Genomic DNA, 19,934 nt, shown 5'->3' on the forward strand with positions numbered 1-19,934 from the left:
TTGCAAGGCTCAGTAGTTCGGCCAGATCCCCGGCGTCATCAACTCAAGCAGATGGCCGTCGGGGTCACGGAAATAGAGGCTGTTTCCGCCGCGATCCCAGCTCATCCGGCCCTCGATATCGATTCCATGCTGCTGCAACCGCTCTTCCCAGGCTGTGAGTTCGCTGGTGTCGATCGCGAAGCAGATATGGAGGGGGCCGCTGCCGTCATGCGGTGGAATATTGCCCTTCGCAGATGATTGGGTGAGGAGAGATTGCCCCCGAAGGAAGAGCAGAAGGACACTCTCTCCGCCAACATCATAGGCGAACAGCGTCCTCGTCTTCAGCATCGGCTTCAATCCGAGCTTCGTCTCATAGAACTCCTGCGCGCGATCGAGATCGTCGATGTAGAGCGCAGTTTCAATGATGCGGTTCAGACGGGGCAAGGGGCCTCCTCGTGGTTCGGTTGTGCTCGGCCGTGACGTCTCGACCGAGGCCCGACCTTAAAGCTAGGAAGCGGCGCCCGGTCTTGCCACCGTTCCGGATCACCCGTCCGCCATGCCCGGCCTGCCTCAGGCGTTTTTCCCTTGCAGATTGTCCCGGGAAGGTGCTGTTGGAACATGAAATCCTTGACCCTGAGCGGGGCCGCGGCCATGGTCGCGCCGGTTTTCGATTATCTGCAAGGTCTTGACTAAAATGGCCCAGACGACATTCGACCTCGCCGACGTGAAGCGTCGGATGCAAGGCGCGGTGCAATCCTTCAAAGGCGATCTCGCCTCCCTGCGCACCGGCCGCGCCTCCGCCAACGTTCTCGATCCGATCCAGGTCGAGGCTTATGGTGCACGTACACCCTTGACTCAGCTTGCCACCGTCAGCGTGCCTGAAGCACGCCTGCTCAGTGTCCAGGTCTGGGACCGCAGCATGGTCCAGGCGGTGGAGAAGGCGATCCGCGAATCCGATCTGGGCCTCAACCCCCAGACGGAAGGGCAGGTGCTGCGCATCCGAATTCCGGAGCTGAACGAGCAGCGCCGCAAGGAGATGGTCAAGGTCGCGCATAAATATGCCGAAGAATCCAAGATCGCTGTGCGCCATGTCCGCCGCGACGGGATCGACGTGATCAAGAAGCTCGAGAAGGACGGTCACCTGACCAAGGATGACGTGACGCGCGAGTCGGATCAGGTCCAGAAGGTCACAGACCAGCATATCGCCGAGATCGATCAGGCGCTGGCGACGAAGGAAAAGGAAATCCTGCACGTCTGATCCTGTCGCCCGGCGGGTTTGAGCCGCTGGCTATGATCCGGGACGCAACGCCGAAAGAGGCACGAGAATGTCAGCAGGCCAGCGTCCGGAGGTCCAGGCTGCAGGGCCCTCCCATGTCGCAGTGATCATGGACGGCAACGGGCGCTGGGCTCAGTTGCGCGGCCTGCCGCGACATGAAGGGCATCGGCGCGGGCTGGAGGCCTTGCGCCGGACCGTCCGCAACGCCAGCGATCTCGGCATCGAGATTCTGACGGTCTACAGTTTCTCGACGGAGAACTGGCGCCGGCCTGCTGCCGAAGTTTCGTTTCTGATGACGCTGCTCAAGCATTTCATCGAGAAGGATCTTACCGAACTCGGTGCGGCTGGGGTCCGGGTCCGGGTCATTGGCGGCAGGAGCGATCTGGCGCCCGATCTGCGCCGTCTGGTCGAGCACGCCGAGGCGACCACGCGCAACAACACGGGAATGACGCTCGTCGTCGCCTTCAACTATGGCTCGCGCGACGAGATCGTCCGAGCGGCGCGCCAACTGGCCTCGGATGTTGCGGCAGGCCTTGTCGACGCAACCACCATTGACGAGAGCAGCATCTCTGCGCGGCTCGATACCGCAGATCTGCCCGACCCCGAGCTCGTCATCCGCACATCGGGCGAGACACGGATCTCGAATTTTCTGCTTTGGCAGGCCGCCTATGCGGAGTTCGTCTTCACCCCGGTACTCTGGCCCGATTTCGATCGCGCGGCGTTGGAAGAAGCGCTGGCCGAGTATCGCCGCCGCGAACGCCGTTTCGGCGGCGTGTCGGAGCCATCCGGCCGCAATGTGGGCGTAGCGTGAGTGACCAACCTTCCGGCGGTCCGGCCGCCGGCCCGAGCGAACTGAAGCTGCGTATCGCATCCGCGCTGGTGCTGGCCGCGGGCATTGTGGCTGCGACATTTGTCGGGGGCTGGCCGTTCAGGCTCATCTGGGCGCTGGCTGCCGGATTGGTCGCCTATGAGTGGCTCGCGATCGTGAGCCGCCGGAACGCGGTGCCCGCAGGTATCGGCGTTACGATTGCCGGCCTGGCGCTTGGCTTCGCCCCGATCAGTCCAGTGGCGCTCGCCGGTGTTTCCGCCTTCGCTGCGTTCTTCGGGGCGCTCCTGACCCCGGTTCTCGAGAAGCGGAACTGGCTGGAGGCCTGCGGTGTCGCCTATGCGCTCGCCTTTGCCCTGATCACGCCGGCGCTGCGTGCACTCCCGGATTTCGGGTTTGCTGTGATCATCTGGACCTTTGCGGTCTGTTGGCTGACCGATATTGCCGCCTATTTTACGGGGCGGGCTCTTGGTGGGCCGAAGCTCATGCCTGCGATCAGTCCGAAGAAGACCTGGTCCGGCGCACTCGGCGGAACCGCTGCCGGCACACTCGGTGGTTATGTCGTCTGGGTGTTGACCCCGGGGGCGGCCGCAGTCGTCGGTCCGGCCTTTGTGATCGCCGCCTCGCTTTCGGCCTCGATCGTGAGCCAGGCTGGCGATCTCTTTGAATCGGCCGTCAAGCGTCGCTTTGGCACCAAGGACTCAAGCAAGTTGATCCCGGGCCATGGTGGCTTTTTCGATCGGCTTGACGGCTACTGGGCCGTCCTGGTCCTCGCTGGTGCTGCACTGTTCCTGGCGCATCTGGAGTTCTGAAGACGTCATGCGCCGTCTCGTCACTCTTCTTGGAGCCACAGGCTCCATCGGCCGGTCGACGCGCGACGTCGTGTCGGAGAATCCTGAACGCCTGAAGATCGATGTCGTGGTTGGCGGGCGGGACGCTGCGAGCCTCGCCCGGGTGGCGGTCGAAACAGGTGCCCGCTTTGCCGCCTTGGCGGACGAGGCGGGAGGCGAAGCTCTGGCGCAGGCCCTGGCCGGTAGCGGTATCGACAGCGGGGCGGGGCGGCAGGCCGTTCTCGATGCCGTCGCGATGCCAAGCGACATTGTCGTCAGTGCCATAGCAGGAGCTGCAGGTCTGGAAGCGACTTTTGCCGCGCTGACACCTGGCCGCGTGATTGCCCTCGCCAACAAGGAGAGCCTGGTTTGCGCCGGTGCCGCCGTGATGGCGCAGGCCACGGCCGTGGGCGCGCGCATCCTGCCGCTGGATTCGGAGCATAATGCTCTCGTCCAGGCTCTTGGAGCCGAGCCGATCTCGGCGATCCGATCCATGACGCTGACGGCATCGGGGGGGCCCTTCCGCACCTGGTCGGCAGAACGAATTGCGGCGGCCAAGCCGGAGCAGGCTCTGGCCCACCCGAATTACGCAATGGGCGCCAAGATCACGGTCGACTCCGCCAGCATGATGAACAAGGGCCTTGAGCTGATCGAGGCCTGTTTCCTGTTCGGGCTGAAACATGATCAGCTCGATGTTCTGGTACACCCCCAGCAGATCGTGCATGGCCTCGTCACCTTCCGCGATGGCTCGGTCACTGCAGGCATGGCAATTCCGGATATGCGGGTTGCGGCCGCGCATTGCCTCGGCGTCGACGGCCGGCTCGATGCGCCGGCGACGCGCTTCGTCGATCTCGTCACGACCGCGCCGCTGGCCTTCGAACGCCCTGATCTTGCCCGCTTTCCGGCGCTTGCTCTGGCGATGGCAGCGTTGGAGACCGGAGGAGCGGTGCCGGCGATCCTCAATGCCGCCAATGAAGTCGCGGTCGAGGCCTTTCTTGCCGGACGGATCGGCTTTCCCGGCATCCCGGCTCTCGTCGATGCCGTCTGCAGCGGGCTCGGTGCTGACATCGCGGCACCGGTCGATATTGAAGCGGCCCTTGCCATTGACCATGAGGCGAGAAACCGCGCTCGCCTGCTCTTGTCGAAGGGCACCTTCACTGTCACGTAAGGGGCAGGAATCGGGAGAATTTTATGGATATTGCAGCGACCGTCTGGAACTCGGGCAGCTTCCTGCTCAGTTACCTGGTGCCGTTCCTGTTTGTCCTGACCATCGTTGTTTTCGTGCACGAGCTCGGGCACTTCCTCGTCGGTCGTTGGTGCGGCGTCGACGTGAAAGTGTTCTCGATCGGCTTCGGCCGCGAGATTTTCGGATTCGTCGACAAGCACGGCACGCGCTGGCGCTTCGCGCTGATCCCGCTCGGCGGCTATGTGAAGTTCTCCGGTGACGCGGATCCCTCGAGCTCCGCAGCCGATAGCGCTGAAGTCGAGCGCATGACGGAGGAACAGCGAGCGCGTTCCTTCCCGGCTCAATCGATCGCTGAACGGGTGGCGATCGTCGCGGCCGGCCCGATTGCCAATTTCGTACTGGCCATCCTCATCTTTGCCGGGACCGTCTACGCCTTCGGTCGCCCGGTCCTGACGCCCCGGGTCGAGCAGGTGATTGCCGGGAAGGCCGCTGAGCGCGCAGGTCTGCTCGCCGGGGACGTCGTCCTGACGATCGACGGCAAGCAGATCCGCAGCTTCAGCGACATGCAAAGAGTGGTCTCGACACATCCGAACGAGACCCTTTCGGTGACGGTCGATCGCGCGGGCACCATGGTGACCCTGCCTGTCACGCCTGATCTGAACGAGACATCGACGGCTCTCGGCAAACAGCGCATTGGCGTTATCGGGGTCCAGGCTTCCCGCCGGGCCGAGGACTGGACGACCCAGCATTACAGCCTCGGTGAAGCCGTGAAGGTTGGATTCTCCGAGACCTGGTTTGTGGTCGACCGGACCTATGACTATCTGTCCAAATTGATCAGCGGGCGTGAATCGACGGATCAGCTTTCGGGGCCGATCCGCATCGCCCAGGTTTCCGGGATGGTTGCTTCCAATGGAGGCCTGCTCGCGCTGATCAATCTTGCGGCGATTCTGTCGGTCTCGATCGGCCTGATGAACCTGTTGCCGGTTCCGATGCTCGATGGCGGACATCTGATGTTCTATGCGATCGAGGCTCTCCGCGGCCGCCCCTTGAGCGAGCGCGCCCAGGAAATCGGCTTTCGGGTCGGTTTTGGGCTGGTCCTGATGCTGATGCTCTTTGTGACCTGGAATGACATCGTCCACGTCCACTCGCGTCTGTAGACTCCGACTGGCAAGCCCACGAATGCTGGGACCTGCGGCAAGGTTCGTTGCCGATAGGCCCAAAAGCTGCGTCGAATCGGGCGCTTTGCTCAGGGCGCGTGGCCTCCTGGCAACGACGAGGTTAAAAATAATTTGTTAACGACAATGTTCGTTTGCACCTCGTCGGAAACTTTGTAGAAGCGATTGGTCTGCAATGTCGCCATGCACCTGCCCAAAGGCAGGTGTCCCCGGTTGGGGTGGTGACCTACTAAATGGAATAGGCGACCCGATGACGTCGACCCCAAAGAGCCGGTCTTTCAAAATGCGGCTCTCTCGATCAGTCGGACTTTCGGCCTTTATGTTGGCCGTTAGCGGTGGCGTTGTTTTTGCGCAGGCCGTGATTGTCCAAGGCAACCGCCGCGTCGACGCGGAGACCATTCGGTCCTATGCAGGGCAGGGTGGTCCGCAGGAGGTTCGGCAGAGCCTGATGGCGACCGGACTGTTCTCGAACGTCCAGGTCAGCCGCCGCGGCAACCAGACTGTGATCTCTGTTCACGAGAACGACACGATCAATCGCGTCGCCTTCGAAGGCAACAAGCGCCTCAAGAGCGAGATCCTGCTGCAACAGGTCGAATCGAAGGCGCGTGGCCCTCTGAGCCAGGCGCTGATCGACTCCGATGTGCAGCGCCTGAAGGAGGTCTATCGCCGGGCCGGTTACGGCACTGCGACGATCTCCGGGCGTATCGCGCCATTGCCCAACGGTCGTTCGGACGTGGTCTTCACCATTGTCGAGAGCGGCAAGACCGGCATCAAGGAAATCAATTTCGCGGGTAACGGCGCCTATTCGGCATCGCGTCTGCGCGGGTTGATGAGCTCGACGGAATCGAATTTCCTCAGCTTCATCAAGACCTCCGACGTCTATGATCCCGACCGTATCGCGTCCGATCTCGATCTGGTTCGCCGCTTCTACCTGAAGAACGGCTATGCCGACTTCCGGGTCGTTGCGAGCGACGCGCGCTTCGATGACGCCAAGGGTGGCTGGGTTATCGACGTCACGGTCGATGAAGGGCCGCAGTACAAGGTCGGCAACGTCGCGGTGGATTCGCAGCTCAGCGATATCGACTCGGCGACGATGCAAAGGCTCCTCGCGACCTCGGCTGGCGATACGTACAATGCCGAGGCGGTCGAAAAGTCGCTCGTCAACCTCACGACCGAGGTGTCCCGCCGTGGTCATCCCTTTGCGCAGGTTCGCCCCCGCGGTGAGCGTGACGCCGCTGGCCGCCTGATCGGCATCACCTATGTCGTCGAAGACGGTCCGCGGGTCTATGTCGAGCGCATCAATGTGCGCGGCAATACGCGGACCCGCGACTATGTGGTTCGCCGGGAGCTCGATCTGGGTGAGGGCGATGCCTACAACAAGGTGATGGTTGATCGCGCCGAGCGGCGCCTGAACAATCTCGGCTTCTTCAACAAGGTTCGCATCACCAATGAGCCGGGCAGCGCGCCTGACCGGGTGATCATGAACATCGACGTCGAGGACAAGGCCACCGGCTCCTTCTCGATCGCGGGCGGTTATTCGACGTCTGACGGTGTCATCGGCGAAGTCTCGCTGTCGGAATCCAATTTCCTTGGCCGCGGCCAGTTCGTGAAGATTGCCGGCACGCTGGGGCAGCGGACCCAGGGCATCGATTTCTCCTTCACCGAGCCCTATTTCCTCGGTCGCCGTATCGCGGCCGGTATCGATCTGTTCTCGAAGTACAACGACAACTACAATATCGGCCGCTACGAAAGCCGTGTGACCGGCGGTCAGCTGCGGTTCACCTTCCCCATTACGGAAGAGTTCTCGATCACGCCGCGCTACTCGCTCTACACGACCGAGATCAAGATCCCGAATACGTCGAGCCGTCCGTATAACGACTGCTCGTTCCCGATCCCCGGGATTACGCCTGGAGCGCCCGGCTCTGGATTTGCAGCAACGCAGAACTTCAACTGCGTGACTAATGGCGAAGCGACGCTCGCGGTCAAGGAAGCCCGCGGCGAAACGCTGACCTCCCTTGCGGGCGTGACGCTGAACTACAACTCGCTTGATAACTACCAGACACCGCGCAACGGCTTCATTGCGGAGTTGAAGCCGGAATTCGCGGGCCTTGGCGGCGACTCGAAGTTCCTTCGTGTCGCGGCGGATGCGCGCTACTACCGCGAGATCTTCGACGATGTCGTCGGCTTCCTCCGGGTCCAGGGCGGTCACGTCCAGGCGACGGAAGGTACCTTGCGCATGGTCGATCACTACTTCCTCGGCCCGAGCCTGGTGCGTGGCTTCGCTCCGTCGGGCATCGGTCCGCGCGACGTGCTGAACGACCCGACGGCCAACGCTCTCGGCGGCCAGTCGTATTTCGGTGGCTCGGTCGAAGTGCAGTTCCCGATCTGGGGCCTGCCGCGTGACCTTGGCCTGCGCGGCGCGATCTTCGCCGATGCCGGTACGCTGTTCGACTACGATGGCGGCTCGAAGGTGATCACCAGCCCGATCCCGACGACGAACGGGCTTTGCCCGGGCGGGTCGGAGCCCCGGCAGTTCAATGTCCCGAGCACGTCCCAGTTCCAGAGCAACGTGGCCTGCGTTCGCGACAAGAACGTCATCCGCTCCTCGATCGGCGCGAGCCTGCTCTGGCAGTCGCCGCTCGGGCCGATCCGGTTTGACTATGCCTATGCCCTTAGCAAGGATGAGGGCACGCGCGATCCGATCACCGGCGTCCGTTACGGCGGCGACCGTCTGCAGGCCTTCCGCTTCTCCGGCGGCACCCGCTTCTGACGCGGCGGGGCGGCAACGCCCCGCACGGATCCATTGCATGTCAGAACCTCAATTCTTCCCGATCGCGACCTCGCTGAGCTACGGCGAGGTCGCTGCCATTTCAGGGGCTGCTCTGCCTGAGGGCGTGGAGCCCACGCGGCTCGTTACCGGCGCGGCCGCACTCGAGGCCGCCGGGCCCGATGACATCGCCTATATGGACAACCCCAAATATACGGATGCGCTGGCGGGGACTTCGGCGGGGCTGTGCCTGGTTTCTTCCCGGTTCGCTGCCCGTGTTCCCGCGGGCACTGTCGCGCTCGTATCGCCCGCGCCCTACCATGCCTTTGCCCGGATCATGGCGCGCTTCTATCCCGATGCGCTCAAGCCACGGTCGGTCTTTGGCTCGCAAGGGGTCGCGCCGGGCGCCTTCGTCCACGCCACGGCAAGGATCGAGGATAACGTCACGATCGATCCGGGTGCCGTGGTCGGCCCCGGTGCCGAGATCGGCGCCGGTTCCGTGATCGCCTCGCATGCCGTGATCGGCCCCCAGGTCCGGATCGGGCGTGATTGTGCGATCGGCGCTGGCAGCACCTTGCAATCGGCCCTGGTCGGAAACCGGGTCATCATTCACCCGGGTGTCCGGATCGGCCAGGATGGCTTTGGTTTCGCGATGAGCCCGAAGGGCCATATGAAAGTGCCGCAGATCGGGCGGGTCATCATTCAGGATGATGTCGAGATCGGCGCCAATAGCTGCATAGACCGGGGCGCCAGCCGCGATACGGTCATCGGTGAAGGTACCAAGATCGATAACCTCGTTCAGATCGGCCATAACTGCGTCATCGGCCGCCATTGCGTGATCGTTTCGCAGGTTGGCATCGCCGGCTCTACGACTTTGGAAGATTTCGTCGTGCTGGGTGGCCAGGTTGGCCTCGCCGGCCATCTCACGGTCGGGATGGGCGCGCAGGTTGCCGCCCAGAGCGGCGTCGCCGGTGACATCCCTCGCGGCGCGCGCTATGGCGGTTATCCCGCGCAGCCGGCGCTCAGCTGGGCGCGCGAGACAGCGCTTCTCAAATCTCTTGTTGCAAAGCGCGGCAAGTCTTCGGGCGGTTCGGAGAGCTGAGGATACGCGAGAGCGCGAGGCAGCCTTCGCAATCCATGCGAAGAGTGGGCCTCGTGTCGAATTCGCTTGATCGTCCGGTACCATTTCCGGCAAACGGGCATAGAAGCTGACAGGAACCCGGCGCCAGCCGCAACCTCCTGTTCCGGCATCGATTTAAACGATACAACTTTGCGGGCGAAGCCGGCAGGCCTGCGCGGGAGACGGGAGAGCATGACCGACGCGACGACATCGCTGGGTGTGGCCGATATTCAGAAGATCATGGCCTGCATTCCCCACCGCTATCCGTTCCTTCTCGTCGACCGTGTCATCGAGATGAATGGCGACGAGTCCGGCATTGGCATCAAGAACGTCACCGCCAACGAACCCCAGTTCACCGGACATTTTCCTGGCCGTCCGGTCTTTCCGGGTGTGTTGATGATCGAGGCCATGGCGCAGACCGCCGGCGTGCTCGTCGTCAGCGCGCGGGGAATTGACGAGGAAGCGGTACAGTCCGTCCTCTTCACCACGATCGACAAGGCCAAGTTCCGCAAACCGGTCGTGCCGGGCGATACCCTGCGTTTCCACCTCACCAAGGTCGCCCGCAAGCGCAATATCTGGTTCTATCGCGGTGAGGCGAAAGTTGACGGCGTGCTTGTCGCGGAGGCCGAGATCTCTGCGATGGTGGCTTAAGGCCAGCCGCTTTCCGTCGAAATCAGGACAGAACTTTCATGAGTGCGACTATCCATCCGATGTCGGTCGTCGACCCGGCTGCGCAGCTGGGCGAGGGGGTCGTTATCGGTCCGTTCTGCACGGTCGGCCCCCATGTCGTTCTCGGGGACGGCGCTGAGCTGTTGAGCCACGTTGCAATCGCCGGCCGAACCACGATCGGCCCCCGGACCAGGATCTACCCCTTCGCTTCCATCGGCCACCCGCCGCAGGATCTCAAATATCACGGCGAGCCGTCGACGCTGACGATTGGCGCGGATTGCATGATCCGCGAAGGCGTGACGATGAATCCGGGCACCGAAGGCGGCGGCATGAAGACGGTCATCGGCGACCGCTGCCTGTTCCTTGCCAATTCGCATGTTGGCCACGACAACGAGATCGGCAACAACGTCATCTTCTCGAACAACGTGATGAGCGCCGGCCATGTCAAGGTTGGCGACTATGTCATCGTCAGTGGCGGGACGGGGCTCCACCAGTTCGTTCGCATCGGAGAGCATGCCTTCATCGGCGGCGGCGCCGGCGTGATGAATGATGTCATTCCCTTCGGCATGGTGCGGGACAATCCTGCGCATCTGGCCGGGCTCAATCTGGTCGGGCTGAAGCGGCGTGGTTTCTCGCGGGAGCAGATTCATGAGCTGCGGCGCGCCTATCGCCTGCTGTTCGCCGATGAAGGCACCTTGGCCGAGCGCGTCGAAGACGTGGCGACGGAATTTGCGTCGCACCCGCTGATGCTCGAGATCCTCGATTTCATCCGCTCGGGCAGCGACCGCGCCATCTGCATTCCGCGCGACGTCAACGCGCCCGACCGGTGAGCACGGGCAGCGACGCAGCGACCGGCGCCTTTCCTCTCGCGATCATAGCCGGAGGCGGCGAATACCCGCCGCATCTGGCCCGGCTGGCGACAGCGCGGGGGCATCAGCTTTATATCGCGGCGATCGACGGTGCAGCCAACCCCAGCGATTTCGATCCTGAATCCTCGCGTGTCTATCGCCTGGGACAACTCGGGCGATTGCTCGACGAGCTCAAGCGACGCGGGATCGTCGATATCGTCATGATCGGCGCGCTGCCGCGGCCGAGCTTTGGCTCGCTGATGCCCGAGCCCTCGACGCTGAAATACCTGCCCCATTTCGCTCGCGCCTTTCGCGGCGGAGACGATCATTTGCTCAAGGGCGTGGTCCAGTTCTTCGAGGGGCGGGGTTTTCGCGTTCATGGCCCAGCCGAGATCGCTCCGGGCTTGACCGCGCCGCTCGGCCCACTGGGGCGCCGCAGCGTCTCGGCCGTGGCGCGCGACGGCATCGAACATGGCTTCTCCTTGCTGGCGGCTTTGTCGCCCTTCGATGTCGGTCAGGCCGCAATCGTTGCCGATCATCGTATCGTGGCAATTGAGGCTGCAGAGGGTACCGACGCCATGATCAGGCGCGTCGCCGAGCTGGTAAGCGCAGGGCGTCTCAAGATCGACAAGGGCGACGGCGTTCTGGTCAAGGCCCCCAAGGACGGCCAAGACCTGCGCGTCGACATGCCGGCGATCGGACCTGAAACCCTGCGGAACGCGGCCAAGGCTGGACTCTCCGGCATCGCACTTCGCGCCGGCAATGTGCTTGTCGGAGACAGCGTTCGATTGGGCGCACTGGCCGACGAGCTTGGCCTGTTCGTCGAGGGCGTCGCGTGATCCGGCCCTTCCGGCTCGCCGTCATTGCGGGCGAAGCGTCTGGAGATGCTCTGGCGCTGCGTTTTCTCACCGTCCTGCGGCAGCGGTTGGGGGATCGCCCGCTCGAGATCGTGGGCGTCGGCGGCGAGAGCCTGATCGCGCAGGGGCTGCGGCCGCTCTTTCCCCAATCCGATATCGCCGTGATGGGGTTTGGTCCGGTCCTGGCTCGGCTGCCCCTGTTGCTCCGGCGCATGTCTGATGCGGCCAAGGGGGTCGTTGCTTTCGCGCCTGATCTCCTGCTCACCATCGACAGCCCGGATTTCTCGCTGCGCGTCGCGAAAAAAGTCCGGCGGGCATCGTCCGCAATCCCGATTGCGCATTGGGTTTGCCCCAGCGTCTGGGCCTGGCGTTCTGGCCGCGCCCGCAAGATGGCGCCACATGTCGATCGCATCCTGGCGCTGTTACCCTTCGAGCCCGCTGCGCTGGAAAGGCTGGGCGGACCGAAGACGATCTATGTCGGTCACCCCTTGATCGAGCGGCTCGCCGAGCTACGGCCAAGCGCCGAGGAACAGGTGCGGCGCAACGCTCCTTCAACGCCGGACATCCTGGTCCTTCCCGGCAGCCGTCGCTCGGAGATCAGCCACCTCATGCCGGCCTTCGGCGAGACGGTCGCGCTCATCGCGAACGAGGTGCCCGGCGCGCGCTTCGTGCTGCCGGCCGTGCCGCATCTGCGCGGCATGATTGAAGAGGCTGTCTCGACCTGGTCGGTGAAGCCCCGTCTCGTCGATGGCGAAGACGCCAAGCTTGCCGCTTTTCGCACGGCGCGCGTAGCGCTCGCGGCCTCCGGGACCGTGACGCTCGAGCTCGCCTTGGCACAGGTACCGCTGGTCGCTGCGTATCGCGGCGCGGCCTGGGAGGCGATGCTGGCGCGCAGGCTGATCAAGCTACCGACTGTGATCCTGCCCAATCTCGTCGCCGGCACGCGCATCGTTCCCGAGTTCATCCAGGACGAGGCCTCGCCCGAAGCGCTCAGCGCAGCTGTGCTGGCGGTCCTCAGCGAGGGGCCTGCGCGCGAGGCCCAGCTTGCGGGTTTCGCAGATGTCGAGCGCATCATGAAATCGGCCGGGGCGAGCCCGGCCGAGAACGCGGTCAATGCCGCCCTGGGACTGCTGGCAGCTTGATCAGCGCGGTGCAGCGCTCATTCAAGCGCCGCACCGGATGCCTTGGCGATGGGCCCCCATTTCGCGAATTCGACTTTGACGTGTTCGCCCAGCGCCTCCGGTGTCGAGCCGACGATGACGGCACTGACATCGTTCAGGCGCTGCTTCACATTGGGGTCTGTCAGGGCCTTGTTGGCTTCGGCGTTCAGGCGCTCAACGACTGCCCTTGGCATATTCGCCGGGCCAAACAGCGCGTTCCACGTATAGGTTTCATAGCCGGCAAGACCGCCTTCGGCGATGGTCGGTATCTCCGGGAATGAGGGCACGCGCTCCTTCGTGGTAACGCCGATCGCGCGGAGCTGGCCGCTGCGAATGAACTGCGCGGAGGAGGGCAGGTTGTCGAACATGATCGGCACGGCGCCAGCCACGACATCGTTCAGAGCCGGGCCAGCGCCGCGATAGGGCACATGGTTCATGCTCACGCCGCCCAGCGACTTGAACAGCTCGCCCGAAAGATGCAGCGGCGTACCCACTCCCGATGAGGCGTAGGAGTATTTGCCGGGATTGTCCTTCAGGACCTTGACGACCTCCTGGACCGTCTTGGCCGGAAAGCTCGGGTGCACGACCATGACGTTGGGCACCACGGCCAGCAGGGAGATCGGCGTGAAATCCTTGACCGGATCGAACGTCACCACCTTGAGGATCGCGGGATTGAGGGCATGGGTCGAGATCGTGCCCATCAGCACCGTGTAACCGTCGGGTGCGGCGCGAGCGACCGCGGTCGAGCCGACATTGCCGCCTGCGCCGGCGCGGTTCTCGATCACCACTTGCTGGCCGAGCGAATCCGCCATCTTTGCCCCGACGAGGCGGGCAACGATATCCGTCGAGCCGCCGGCTGCGAACGGCACGACAAGCATGATCGGCCGGGTCGGGAAGTTCTGAGCCCGCGCGGGCCCGCTGCCGGCTACGAGGGCGGATGCCCCGGCCCCAGCGATGAAGGCGCGGCGGTTCGGTGTCGTGAGGCGGTCCATCTGGCGTTTCCCGTCATTGCTCTGCGAAACGCGAGGTTATGGCAGCGCACCATATGATAAACCCCACCGGATTGTTTAATCCGGTGGGGTTCGACCTGCGTCATAAAGACTGTGTCAGATTGTTCTCAGCGACGGCCGATCGGCGTGTAATCGCGCTTCGGCGAGCCGGTATAGAGCTGGCGCGGGCGGCCGATCCGCTGGGACGGATCCTCGATCATTTCCTTCCACTGCGCGATCCAGCCGACGGTGCGGGCGAGTGCGAAGAGCGCGGTGAACATCGAGGTCGGGAAGCCCATCGCCTTCAAGGTGATGCCCGAATAGAAATCGATGTTCGGATAGAGCTTCTTCTCGATGAAGTAGCTGTCGCTGAGCGCGATGCGCTCGAGTTCGATCGCGACATCGAGGAGCGGATCGTCCTTGATGCCGAGCTCGTTCAGCACCTCATGCGTCGTCTTCTGCATGATCTTGGCGCGCGGGTCGTAGTTCTTGTAGACGCGGTGCCCGAAGCCCATCAGGCGGAACGGATCATTCTTGTCCTTCGCCTTGGCGATGTATTTCGGGATGTTGTCGACCGACCCGATCTCCTCGAGCATCTTGAGGGCCGCCTCGTTGGCGCCGCCATGCGCAGGGCCCCAGAGGCAGGCGATGCCGGCTGCGATGCAGGCGAAGGGATTGGCGCCCGAGGAACCGGCAAGACGCACGGTCGAGGTCGAGGCGTTCTGCTCGTGGTCGGCGTGCAGGATGAAGATGCGGTCAAGCGCGCGCGACAGGACCGGATTGACCTTGTACTCCTCCGCCGGCACCGCGAAGCACATGCGCAGGAAATTCGAGGTGTAGTCCAGCGAGTTCAGCGGATACACGAAGGGCTGGCCGATCGTGTACTTGAAGGCCATCGCAGCCAGCGTCGGCAGCTTGGCGATCATCCGCATCGACGCGATCATGCGCTGCTGCGGGTCCGAGATGTCGGTCGAGTCGTGATAGAAGGCCGACATCGCGCCGACCGAGGCCACCAGCACCGCCATCGGATGCGCATCGCGTCGGAAGCCCTGGAAGAAGCGGGCCATCTGCTCGTGCACCATGGTGTGGCGCGTCACGCGGTAGTCGAAATCCGCCTTCTGCGCCGCGGTCGGCAGGTCTCCGTAAAGCAAGAGATAGCAGGTCTCGAGAAAGTCGCCATGCTCGGCAAGCTGCTCGATTGGATAGCCGCGATGGAGCAGAACGCCCTCGTCGCCATCGATATAGGTGATCTCCGACTCGCAGCTCGCGGTCGAGGTGAAGCCGGGGTCATAGGTGAACATCCCGGTTTGTGCGTAGAGCTTGCTGATGTCGATGACGGATGGGCCGATCGATCCGGTCTTGACCGTCAGGTCGACGGTCTTGCCGTCCACACTCAGCTGGCTGTTGGTTCCGCTCATCGATACCGATCCTTTCAGGCTCGCTGCTGATCAATCTTCGTTCCATCCGAGCCGGCACGAATGGGTGCCGGAACGGCAATCATCATCCGAGTGGCTCTGCGTAACGGCCATGTGACGGGATTGCAGGCAAAGGAAGGTACATCCGACTGATATTAAAGCAATATTCATACCGGGGCGCCGCTTCGGACACCCTCGGCATATGGGGCGTCACTAGCCCATTTGCCCTTGGGGTTCAACCAATCACAAAGGCGGGGCTGCCCCGCCTTTGATCACGTTTGATCGCTGAGACGAGCGAGCGTTTCCTCGCGGCCGAGCACCGCCATCACATCGAACAGGCCGGGCGACTGGCTCCGTCCGGTGAGTGCGGCCCGCAGCGGCTGCGCCACCTGTCCGAGCTTGAGGGCATGTTCTTCGGCGAAGGCCCGGACCGCGGCCTCGAGCGGAGCCGGTGTCCAGTCGTTCACCGCGGCAAGCTTCTCTGCCAGGCTGGGCATGCGCTGGCGGGCGCCCTCGTCCAGCAGCGTCGCCGCCTTCTGATCGAGTGCGAGCGGACGCTTGGAAAAAAGATAGGAGGCGCTGTCGAGCAGCTCGATCAGCGTCTTGGCTCGCTCCTTCAATCCCGGCATCGCAGCAAGAAGCTTGGCTTCGAGAGCCGGATCGAGCTCGGGGCCGAGGCCGTGCGCGGGGCCGATTTCCGGCAAGATGCTCTTCAGTGCATCAAGCAGGTCACGATCATCGGACTGGCGCATGTAGAGCCCGTTCAGGCTCTCCAGCTTCGCGTAGTCGAAGCGTGCCGGGGAACGGCCGATCGAGGAAAGATTGAACAGCGAGACCATCTCTTCGGTCGAGAAGATCTCCTGGTCGCCATGGCTCCAGCCCAGCCGGAGGAGGTAGTTGCGCAGGGCCACCGGCAGATAGCCCATGGAGCGATAGGCATCGACACCGAGCGCACCATGGCGCTTGGAGAGCTTCGCGCCGTCCGCCCCATGGATCAGCGGGATATGCGACATGCTCGGCACGCGCCAGCCCATCGCCTGGTAGATCTGGGTCTGGCGGGCGGCGTTGGTGAGATGGTCGTCGCCACGGATGACATGGGTCACGGCCATGTCATGGTCGTCCACGACGACAGCGAGCATATAGGTCGGGTTGCCGTCGGAACGCAGCAGCACGAGGTCGTCGAGATTCTCGTTCTGCCAGACGACGCGGCCCTGCACCTCGTCCTCGACCACCGTCTCTCCGGTCTGCGGCGCGCGCAGGCGGATGACCGGCTTCACGCCGGCCGGCGCGGTTGCCGGATCGCGATCGCGCCAGCGTCCGTCATAGCGCATGGGACGGCCCTCGGCGCGCGCCTTCTCGCGCATCTCCTCGAGTTCCTGCGGTGTCGCATAGCAATAATAGGCCTTCCCGGCGGCGAGCATCTGCTCGGCGACCTCGCGGTGCCGGGCCGCACGGGCGAACTGGTAGACGGTCTCGCCGTCCCAATCGAGGCCAAGCCAGGACAGGCCGTCGAGAATCGCCGCGATGGCCGGCTCGGTCGAGCGTTCGCGGTCGGTGTCCTCGATGCGCAGCAGCATCTTGCCGCCATGGCGACGGGCATAGAGCCAGTTGAACAGCGCGGTACGCGCGCCGCCGATATGCAGGAATCCGGTTGGAGACGGCGCGAAGCGCGTAACGACCGCATCACTCATGAAAGGCAGGCTCCGGCAGGACGGGAAATGAGGCCGACAGAGCGGCAGAGGAACAAGACGTCGAAGGGACATGACAACCGACGCCGCCCCTGTAACATGCTGATGGGGCCGACGTTAAGCGCAAGATCGCATCTGGTTGGCTGACCGAGGGACGGCCTATGCGCGAGGCGCCGCCAGACCCGAGCCGGCTGCGCGGCGCGCGTGTTCGCGCCGTACCATTCCGCATTCCCGAGATATGGTTTCAGGACGCTGCCATTCGGTTGTTTCTCGCCGAATGGCGCGCGCGCTTCCTGGGCGCCATCGCGATCGAGGCCGGACGAAGAAGGCTGTTTCTCTGGCTGCCGGTGCTGATGGGAGCCGGCATTCTGCTCTATTTCGCGGCTGATCGCGAGCCATCCTTCTGGGTCCCGCTCTCCGGCTTTGGCGTCTCCGCTGCGATGGCAGCGCTGTCGCGCGCCCGACGCCCGGTCATGCTCGCTTGCGTCGGCCTTGCTGCCATCTTCGCCGGCTTTGGTGCCGCGGCCTGGCGCACGGCGACGATCGCAGCACCGATGCTCGATCGAATGCGCGTGGGACAACTCACCGGCTTTGTCGAATCGGTCGAGGCGCGCGACGCCGGCGCGCGCCTCGTGATCCTGGTGACCGGCATTGCCGGGGTGGAGCCTGAACGCCTGCCACGGCGGGTTCGGGTCAACGTCAAAGGTGGTTCGGTTTCGCCGGGCGATCACATCGCTGCCGTCGCGCGCCTCCTGCCGCCGCCCGGTCCAGTGCGACCAGGTGGCTACGACTTCGGGCGCGACGCCTTCTTCCGAGGGCTTGGTGCAGTCGGGACCATCCCCGGAAAGATCACGCTCGCCCCACCACCCTTGCAGCCACCGCTCGAGCTTCAGATACGCGCGACGGTCGACCGGGCGCGCAATGCCCTGACGGAGCGCATCGCCGGGATCGGGGGAGGGCAGGCTGGCGCGATGGCGGCGTCGCTGGTTACTGGCAAGCGCGGCCTCATCACGGAGGCGACCAATATCGACCTCCGCGCGGCCGGAATCTATCATATCATCTCGATCTCGGGCCTTCACATGGTGCTGGCCTCCGCCACGATCTTCGGCCTGGTCCGTGGCCTGCTGGCGCTATCGCAAACGCTGGCATTGCGCTGGCCCATAAAGAAACTCGCCGCCCTGGCCGCGATGCTCGGCGCCACGGCTTATTGCATCTTCTCGGGAGCCGAGGTCGCGACGGTGCGCTCGCTGATCATGACATTGGTCATGCTCGGTGCGATTCTCGTCGATCGCCCGGCGCTCAGCATGCGCAATCTGGCTCTCGCTGCGATGATCGTTCTGCTGCGCGAGCCTGACGCGCTGCTTGGTCCAAGCTTCCAGATGTCCTTTGGCGCTGTCGCGGCGCTGATCGCCTTTGCCGAGCGCTGGGAGGATCGCGGCCACTCCGAGGCGCCGGCGAACCTGCCTTGGCCGCTACGGCCGATCTGGATCGCGGTGGTCGGGCTCACGGTCACGACCGTGCTGGCGACGGTCGCAACCGCACCGTTCGGTGCCTATCACTTCCAGACCTTCAACCCCTTCGGTCTGCTCGGCAATGCGCTCGCCTTGCCCTTCGTTTCCCTGATCGTCATGCCTGCCGCTGTCTTCGGCGTGCTCGCCTATCCCTTCGGCCTGGATTGGCCGGCTTGGGCGCTCATGGGAGTCGCTTCGGACTATGTGCTGCAATCCGCGCGCTGGGTTGCGGGATTCGACCACTCCGCGGTGATCATTCCTGCATTCGGGGCCGCGGCGCTCGCATGCTTTGCCGCTGCGCTTCTCTGGATCACGCTCTGGACGACACCGCTGCGCTTCCTGGCCGTCGCCCCCCTGATCGCGGGACTGCTCGTGGCAGCGAAGCCCGACAGGCCCGACATCCTGATCGAACGCGATGGTTCCGGCATCCTGGTCCGCGGGGGCGATGGTCGCATGATCCTGGCGGGGCAACCGAGCCGCTTCGTGCTGCAGCAATGGCTGAACGCAGATGGCGATAATCGCCGGACTGACGACAACAGCCTGCGGGAAGGCGCGGCCTGCGACACGTTGGGTTGTGTCGTCCGCAGCAAGGATGGACGAAGCGTTGCCTTTGCACGTGATCGCCTGGCCATCGTCGAGGACTGTCGGCGCGCCGATCTGGTCATCACGCCGATTCCGTGGAACGCTCCGTGCGCAGCACGACTGATCGACCGCAGGGCATTGTCGCGCGATGGCGCGACCGCCCTTGTCGGCAACAAGGGCGGCTGGCGCGCCCATCTATCAGAGCAGGATGGTGTCGATCGTCCCTGGAGCCGCAAGCGGGAGCGGCCTGCAAGCACGCCGGCTTTGCCGCTGGCGGCTGTCGAAGAACACGAGCCGCTTCAGTAGCGCCGCATCAGGTTGACCAGGCGGCCCTGAATCTTGACGCGGTCCGGTCCCAGCACCCTTGTCTCATAGGCGGGATTGGCAGCCTCGAGCGCGATCGAGGAGCCGCGCTTGCGCAGTCGCTTCAGCGTTGCTTCCTCGTCATCGATCAGAGCCACGACGATATCCCCGGTATTGGCCGTGTCCTGACGCTTGATCACCACCGTATCGCCGTCGAGAATGCCGGCTTCCACCATCGAGTCGCCGCGAACCTCGAGGGCAAAATGTTCACCGGGGCCAAGCATGTCGGCAGGCAGTGCCACGGTATGGCTGCGGCTCTGGATGGCGGAAATCGGTGTACCGGCGGCAATCCGCCCCATGACCGGAATCGCAACCGTGGAGCGCACATCTTCGTCCGGGGGCGGTGCGATCGGCCGGACCTTGCCAAGCCCCCCTTGGACGACGGAGGGGCTGAACCGTCCGCGCGTCGCCTGAGGGCCGCCGGCCCCTTCGGGCAGCTTTATGATCTCCAGCGCTCGGGCTCGATTGGGAAGGCGGCGAATGAACCCGCGCTCCTCCAGCGCCATGATCAGGCGATGGATACCGGACTTGGAGCGCAGATCGAGCGCGTCCTTCATCTCGTCGAAGGAGGGGGGCACCCCTGTCTCGCGCAGGCGTTCCTGGATGAAACGAAGCAGTTCGAACTGTTTGCGTGTCAGCATGGTTCCCGCCGGCGCTCTTTGTATGGAATCGAAACAAAGCACGAACACCATA

At 63.9% G+C, this 19,934-nt stretch carries 17 protein-coding genes; 12 read left to right on the forward strand and 5 right to left on the reverse strand.

The genetic code is table 11. From position 1 onward, the window contains the following. Window positions 1-9: 9 nt before the first annotated feature. Entirely contained in the window at window positions 10-423 is a 414-nt protein-coding gene (locus tag AC1DGP_RS17125; protein ID WP_476770096.1) for a VOC family protein, read from the reverse strand. 250 nt (window positions 424-673) lie between these two features. Between AC1DGP_RS17125 and frr the strand changes: the two genes are divergently transcribed. From frr to lpxB, 11 genes are all read left to right on the forward strand, one after another. Then, window positions 674-1,237 carry a ribosome recycling factor gene (frr, locus tag AC1DGP_RS17130; RefSeq protein WP_069880717.1) on the forward strand — a complete coding sequence of 188 codons (564 nt, stop codon included), beginning with the start codon at window positions 674-676 and terminating at the stop codon, window positions 1,235-1,237. 67 nt (window positions 1,238-1,304) lie between these two features. After that, window positions 1,305-2,066 carry an isoprenyl transferase gene (locus tag AC1DGP_RS17135; protein WP_441491824.1) on the forward strand — a complete coding sequence of 254 codons (762 nt, stop codon included), beginning with the start codon at window positions 1,305-1,307 and terminating at the stop codon, window positions 2,064-2,066. Continuing rightward, entirely contained in the window at window positions 2,063-2,893 is an 831-nt protein-coding gene (locus AC1DGP_RS17140; RefSeq protein ID WP_441505535.1) for a phosphatidate cytidylyltransferase, read from the forward strand. The genes AC1DGP_RS17135 and AC1DGP_RS17140 overlap by 4 nt, the downstream gene beginning before the upstream one ends. A 7-nt stretch (window positions 2,894-2,900) precedes the next feature. Then, window positions 2,901-4,079: a 1-deoxy-D-xylulose-5-phosphate reductoisomerase gene (gene dxr, locus AC1DGP_RS17145; RefSeq protein ID WP_476775408.1), complete on the forward strand. Its 1,179-nt coding sequence runs from the start codon at window positions 2,901-2,903 to the stop codon at window positions 4,077-4,079. A 23-nt stretch (window positions 4,080-4,102) separates the two neighbouring features. Continuing rightward, window positions 4,103-5,254 carry an RIP metalloprotease RseP gene (rseP, locus tag AC1DGP_RS17150; protein ID WP_441505537.1) on the forward strand — a complete coding sequence of 384 codons (1,152 nt, stop codon included), beginning with the start codon at window positions 4,103-4,105 and terminating at the stop codon, window positions 5,252-5,254. A 268-nt stretch (window positions 5,255-5,522) separates the two neighbouring features. Beyond that, on the forward strand, window positions 5,523-8,042 hold the full coding sequence (gene bamA / locus AC1DGP_RS17155; RefSeq protein ID WP_441491820.1) for an outer membrane protein assembly factor BamA: 2,520 nt from the start codon (window positions 5,523-5,525) through the stop codon (window positions 8,040-8,042). Window positions 8,043-8,079: 37 nt separating this feature from the next. Next, complete coding sequence (gene lpxD, locus AC1DGP_RS17160; RefSeq protein ID WP_441505539.1) at window positions 8,080-9,141, forward strand: UDP-3-O-(3-hydroxymyristoyl)glucosamine N-acyltransferase; 1,062 nt, start codon at window positions 8,080-8,082, stop codon at window positions 9,139-9,141. A gap of 210 nt (window positions 9,142-9,351) precedes the next feature. After that, window positions 9,352-9,810 (forward strand): 3-hydroxyacyl-ACP dehydratase FabZ, encoded by a 459-nt coding sequence (fabZ, locus tag AC1DGP_RS17165; protein WP_043236894.1) that lies wholly within the window; start codon window positions 9,352-9,354, stop codon window positions 9,808-9,810. Window positions 9,811-9,848: 38 nt separating this feature from the next. After that, window positions 9,849-10,658, forward strand: a complete 810-nt coding sequence (gene lpxA, locus AC1DGP_RS17170; protein WP_113518509.1) for an acyl-ACP--UDP-N-acetylglucosamine O-acyltransferase — start codon at window positions 9,849-9,851, stop codon at window positions 10,656-10,658. After that, complete coding sequence (locus AC1DGP_RS17175; protein WP_162768454.1) at window positions 10,655-11,515, forward strand: LpxI family protein; 861 nt, start codon at window positions 10,655-10,657, stop codon at window positions 11,513-11,515. Before lpxA ends, AC1DGP_RS17175 begins: the two co-directional genes overlap by 4 nt. Beyond that, window positions 11,512-12,675: a lipid-A-disaccharide synthase gene (gene lpxB / locus AC1DGP_RS17180; protein ID WP_476775407.1), complete on the forward strand. Its 1,164-nt coding sequence runs from the start codon at window positions 11,512-11,514 to the stop codon at window positions 12,673-12,675. The genes AC1DGP_RS17175 and lpxB overlap by 4 nt, the downstream gene beginning before the upstream one ends. Window positions 12,676-12,692: 17 nt before the next feature. Here the strand turns inward: lpxB and AC1DGP_RS17185 are convergent, their stop codons facing one another. The 3 genes from AC1DGP_RS17185 to gltX form a co-directional block, all read right to left on the reverse strand. Continuing rightward, a complete protein-coding gene (locus tag AC1DGP_RS17185; RefSeq protein WP_476775406.1) occupies window positions 12,693-13,685 on the reverse strand; it encodes a Bug family tripartite tricarboxylate transporter substrate binding protein in 993 nt (330 codons plus the stop codon). 125 nt (window positions 13,686-13,810) lie between these two features. Then, window positions 13,811-15,100, reverse strand: coding sequence for a citrate synthase (gene gltA / locus AC1DGP_RS17190; RefSeq protein WP_441491816.1), 1,290 nt, complete (start codon window positions 15,098-15,100; stop codon window positions 13,811-13,813). 269 nt (window positions 15,101-15,369) lie between these two features. Continuing rightward, window positions 15,370-16,788, reverse strand: coding sequence for a glutamate--tRNA ligase (gene gltX, locus AC1DGP_RS17195; protein WP_476826654.1), 1,419 nt, complete (start codon window positions 16,786-16,788; stop codon window positions 15,370-15,372). A gap of 158 nt (window positions 16,789-16,946) precedes the next feature. Here gltX and AC1DGP_RS17200 point away from each other — a divergent pair, with 158 nt between their 5' ends. Further along, window positions 16,947-19,184, forward strand: coding sequence for a ComEC/Rec2 family competence protein (locus AC1DGP_RS17200; protein WP_476775405.1), 2,238 nt, complete (start codon window positions 16,947-16,949; stop codon window positions 19,182-19,184). Here the strand turns inward: AC1DGP_RS17200 and lexA are convergent. Next, window positions 19,178-19,882 carry a transcriptional repressor LexA gene (lexA, locus tag AC1DGP_RS17205; RefSeq protein WP_441505544.1) on the reverse strand — a complete coding sequence of 235 codons (705 nt, stop codon included), beginning with the start codon at window positions 19,880-19,882 and terminating at the stop codon, window positions 19,178-19,180. The two genes, AC1DGP_RS17200 and lexA, sit on opposite strands and share 7 nt — an antisense overlap. Window positions 19,883-19,934 lie beyond the last annotated feature (52 nt).

Source organism: Allobosea sp. 05T433, assembly GCF_056396065.1.

Coding starts and splice junctions, on each gene's coding strand:
- dxr (WP_476775408.1), top strand. CDS start 2,901: ATGCGCCGTCTCGTCACTCTTCTTGGAGCCACAGGCTCCATCGGCCGG.
- rseP (WP_441505537.1), top strand. CDS start 4,103: ATGGATATTGCAGCGACCGTCTGGAACTCGGGCAGCTTCCTGCTCAGT.
- AC1DGP_RS17135 (WP_441491824.1), top strand. CDS start 1,305: ATGTCAGCAGGCCAGCGTCCGGAGGTCCAGGCTGCAGGGCCCTCCCAT.
- lpxA (WP_113518509.1), top strand. CDS start 9,849: ATGAGTGCGACTATCCATCCGATGTCGGTCGTCGACCCGGCTGCGCAG.
- lexA (WP_441505544.1), bottom strand. CDS start 19,882: ATGCTGACACGCAAACAGTTCGAACTGCTTCGTTTCATCCAGGAACGC.
- lpxD (WP_441505539.1), top strand. CDS start 8,080: ATGTCAGAACCTCAATTCTTCCCGATCGCGACCTCGCTGAGCTACGGC.
- frr (WP_069880717.1), top strand. CDS start 674: ATGGCCCAGACGACATTCGACCTCGCCGACGTGAAGCGTCGGATGCAA.
- AC1DGP_RS17200 (WP_476775405.1), top strand. CDS start 16,947: ATGCGCGAGGCGCCGCCAGACCCGAGCCGGCTGCGCGGCGCGCGTGTT.
- AC1DGP_RS17185 (WP_476775406.1), bottom strand. CDS start 13,685: ATGGACCGCCTCACGACACCGAACCGCCGCGCCTTCATCGCTGGGGCC.
- bamA (WP_441491820.1), top strand. CDS start 5,523: ATGACGTCGACCCCAAAGAGCCGGTCTTTCAAAATGCGGCTCTCTCGA.
- fabZ (WP_043236894.1), top strand. CDS start 9,352: ATGACCGACGCGACGACATCGCTGGGTGTGGCCGATATTCAGAAGATC.
- gltA (WP_441491816.1), bottom strand. CDS start 15,100: ATGAGCGGAACCAACAGCCAGCTGAGTGTGGACGGCAAGACCGTCGAC.
- gltX (WP_476826654.1), bottom strand. CDS start 16,788: ATGAGTGATGCGGTCGTTACGCGCTTCGCGCCGTCTCCAACCGGATTC.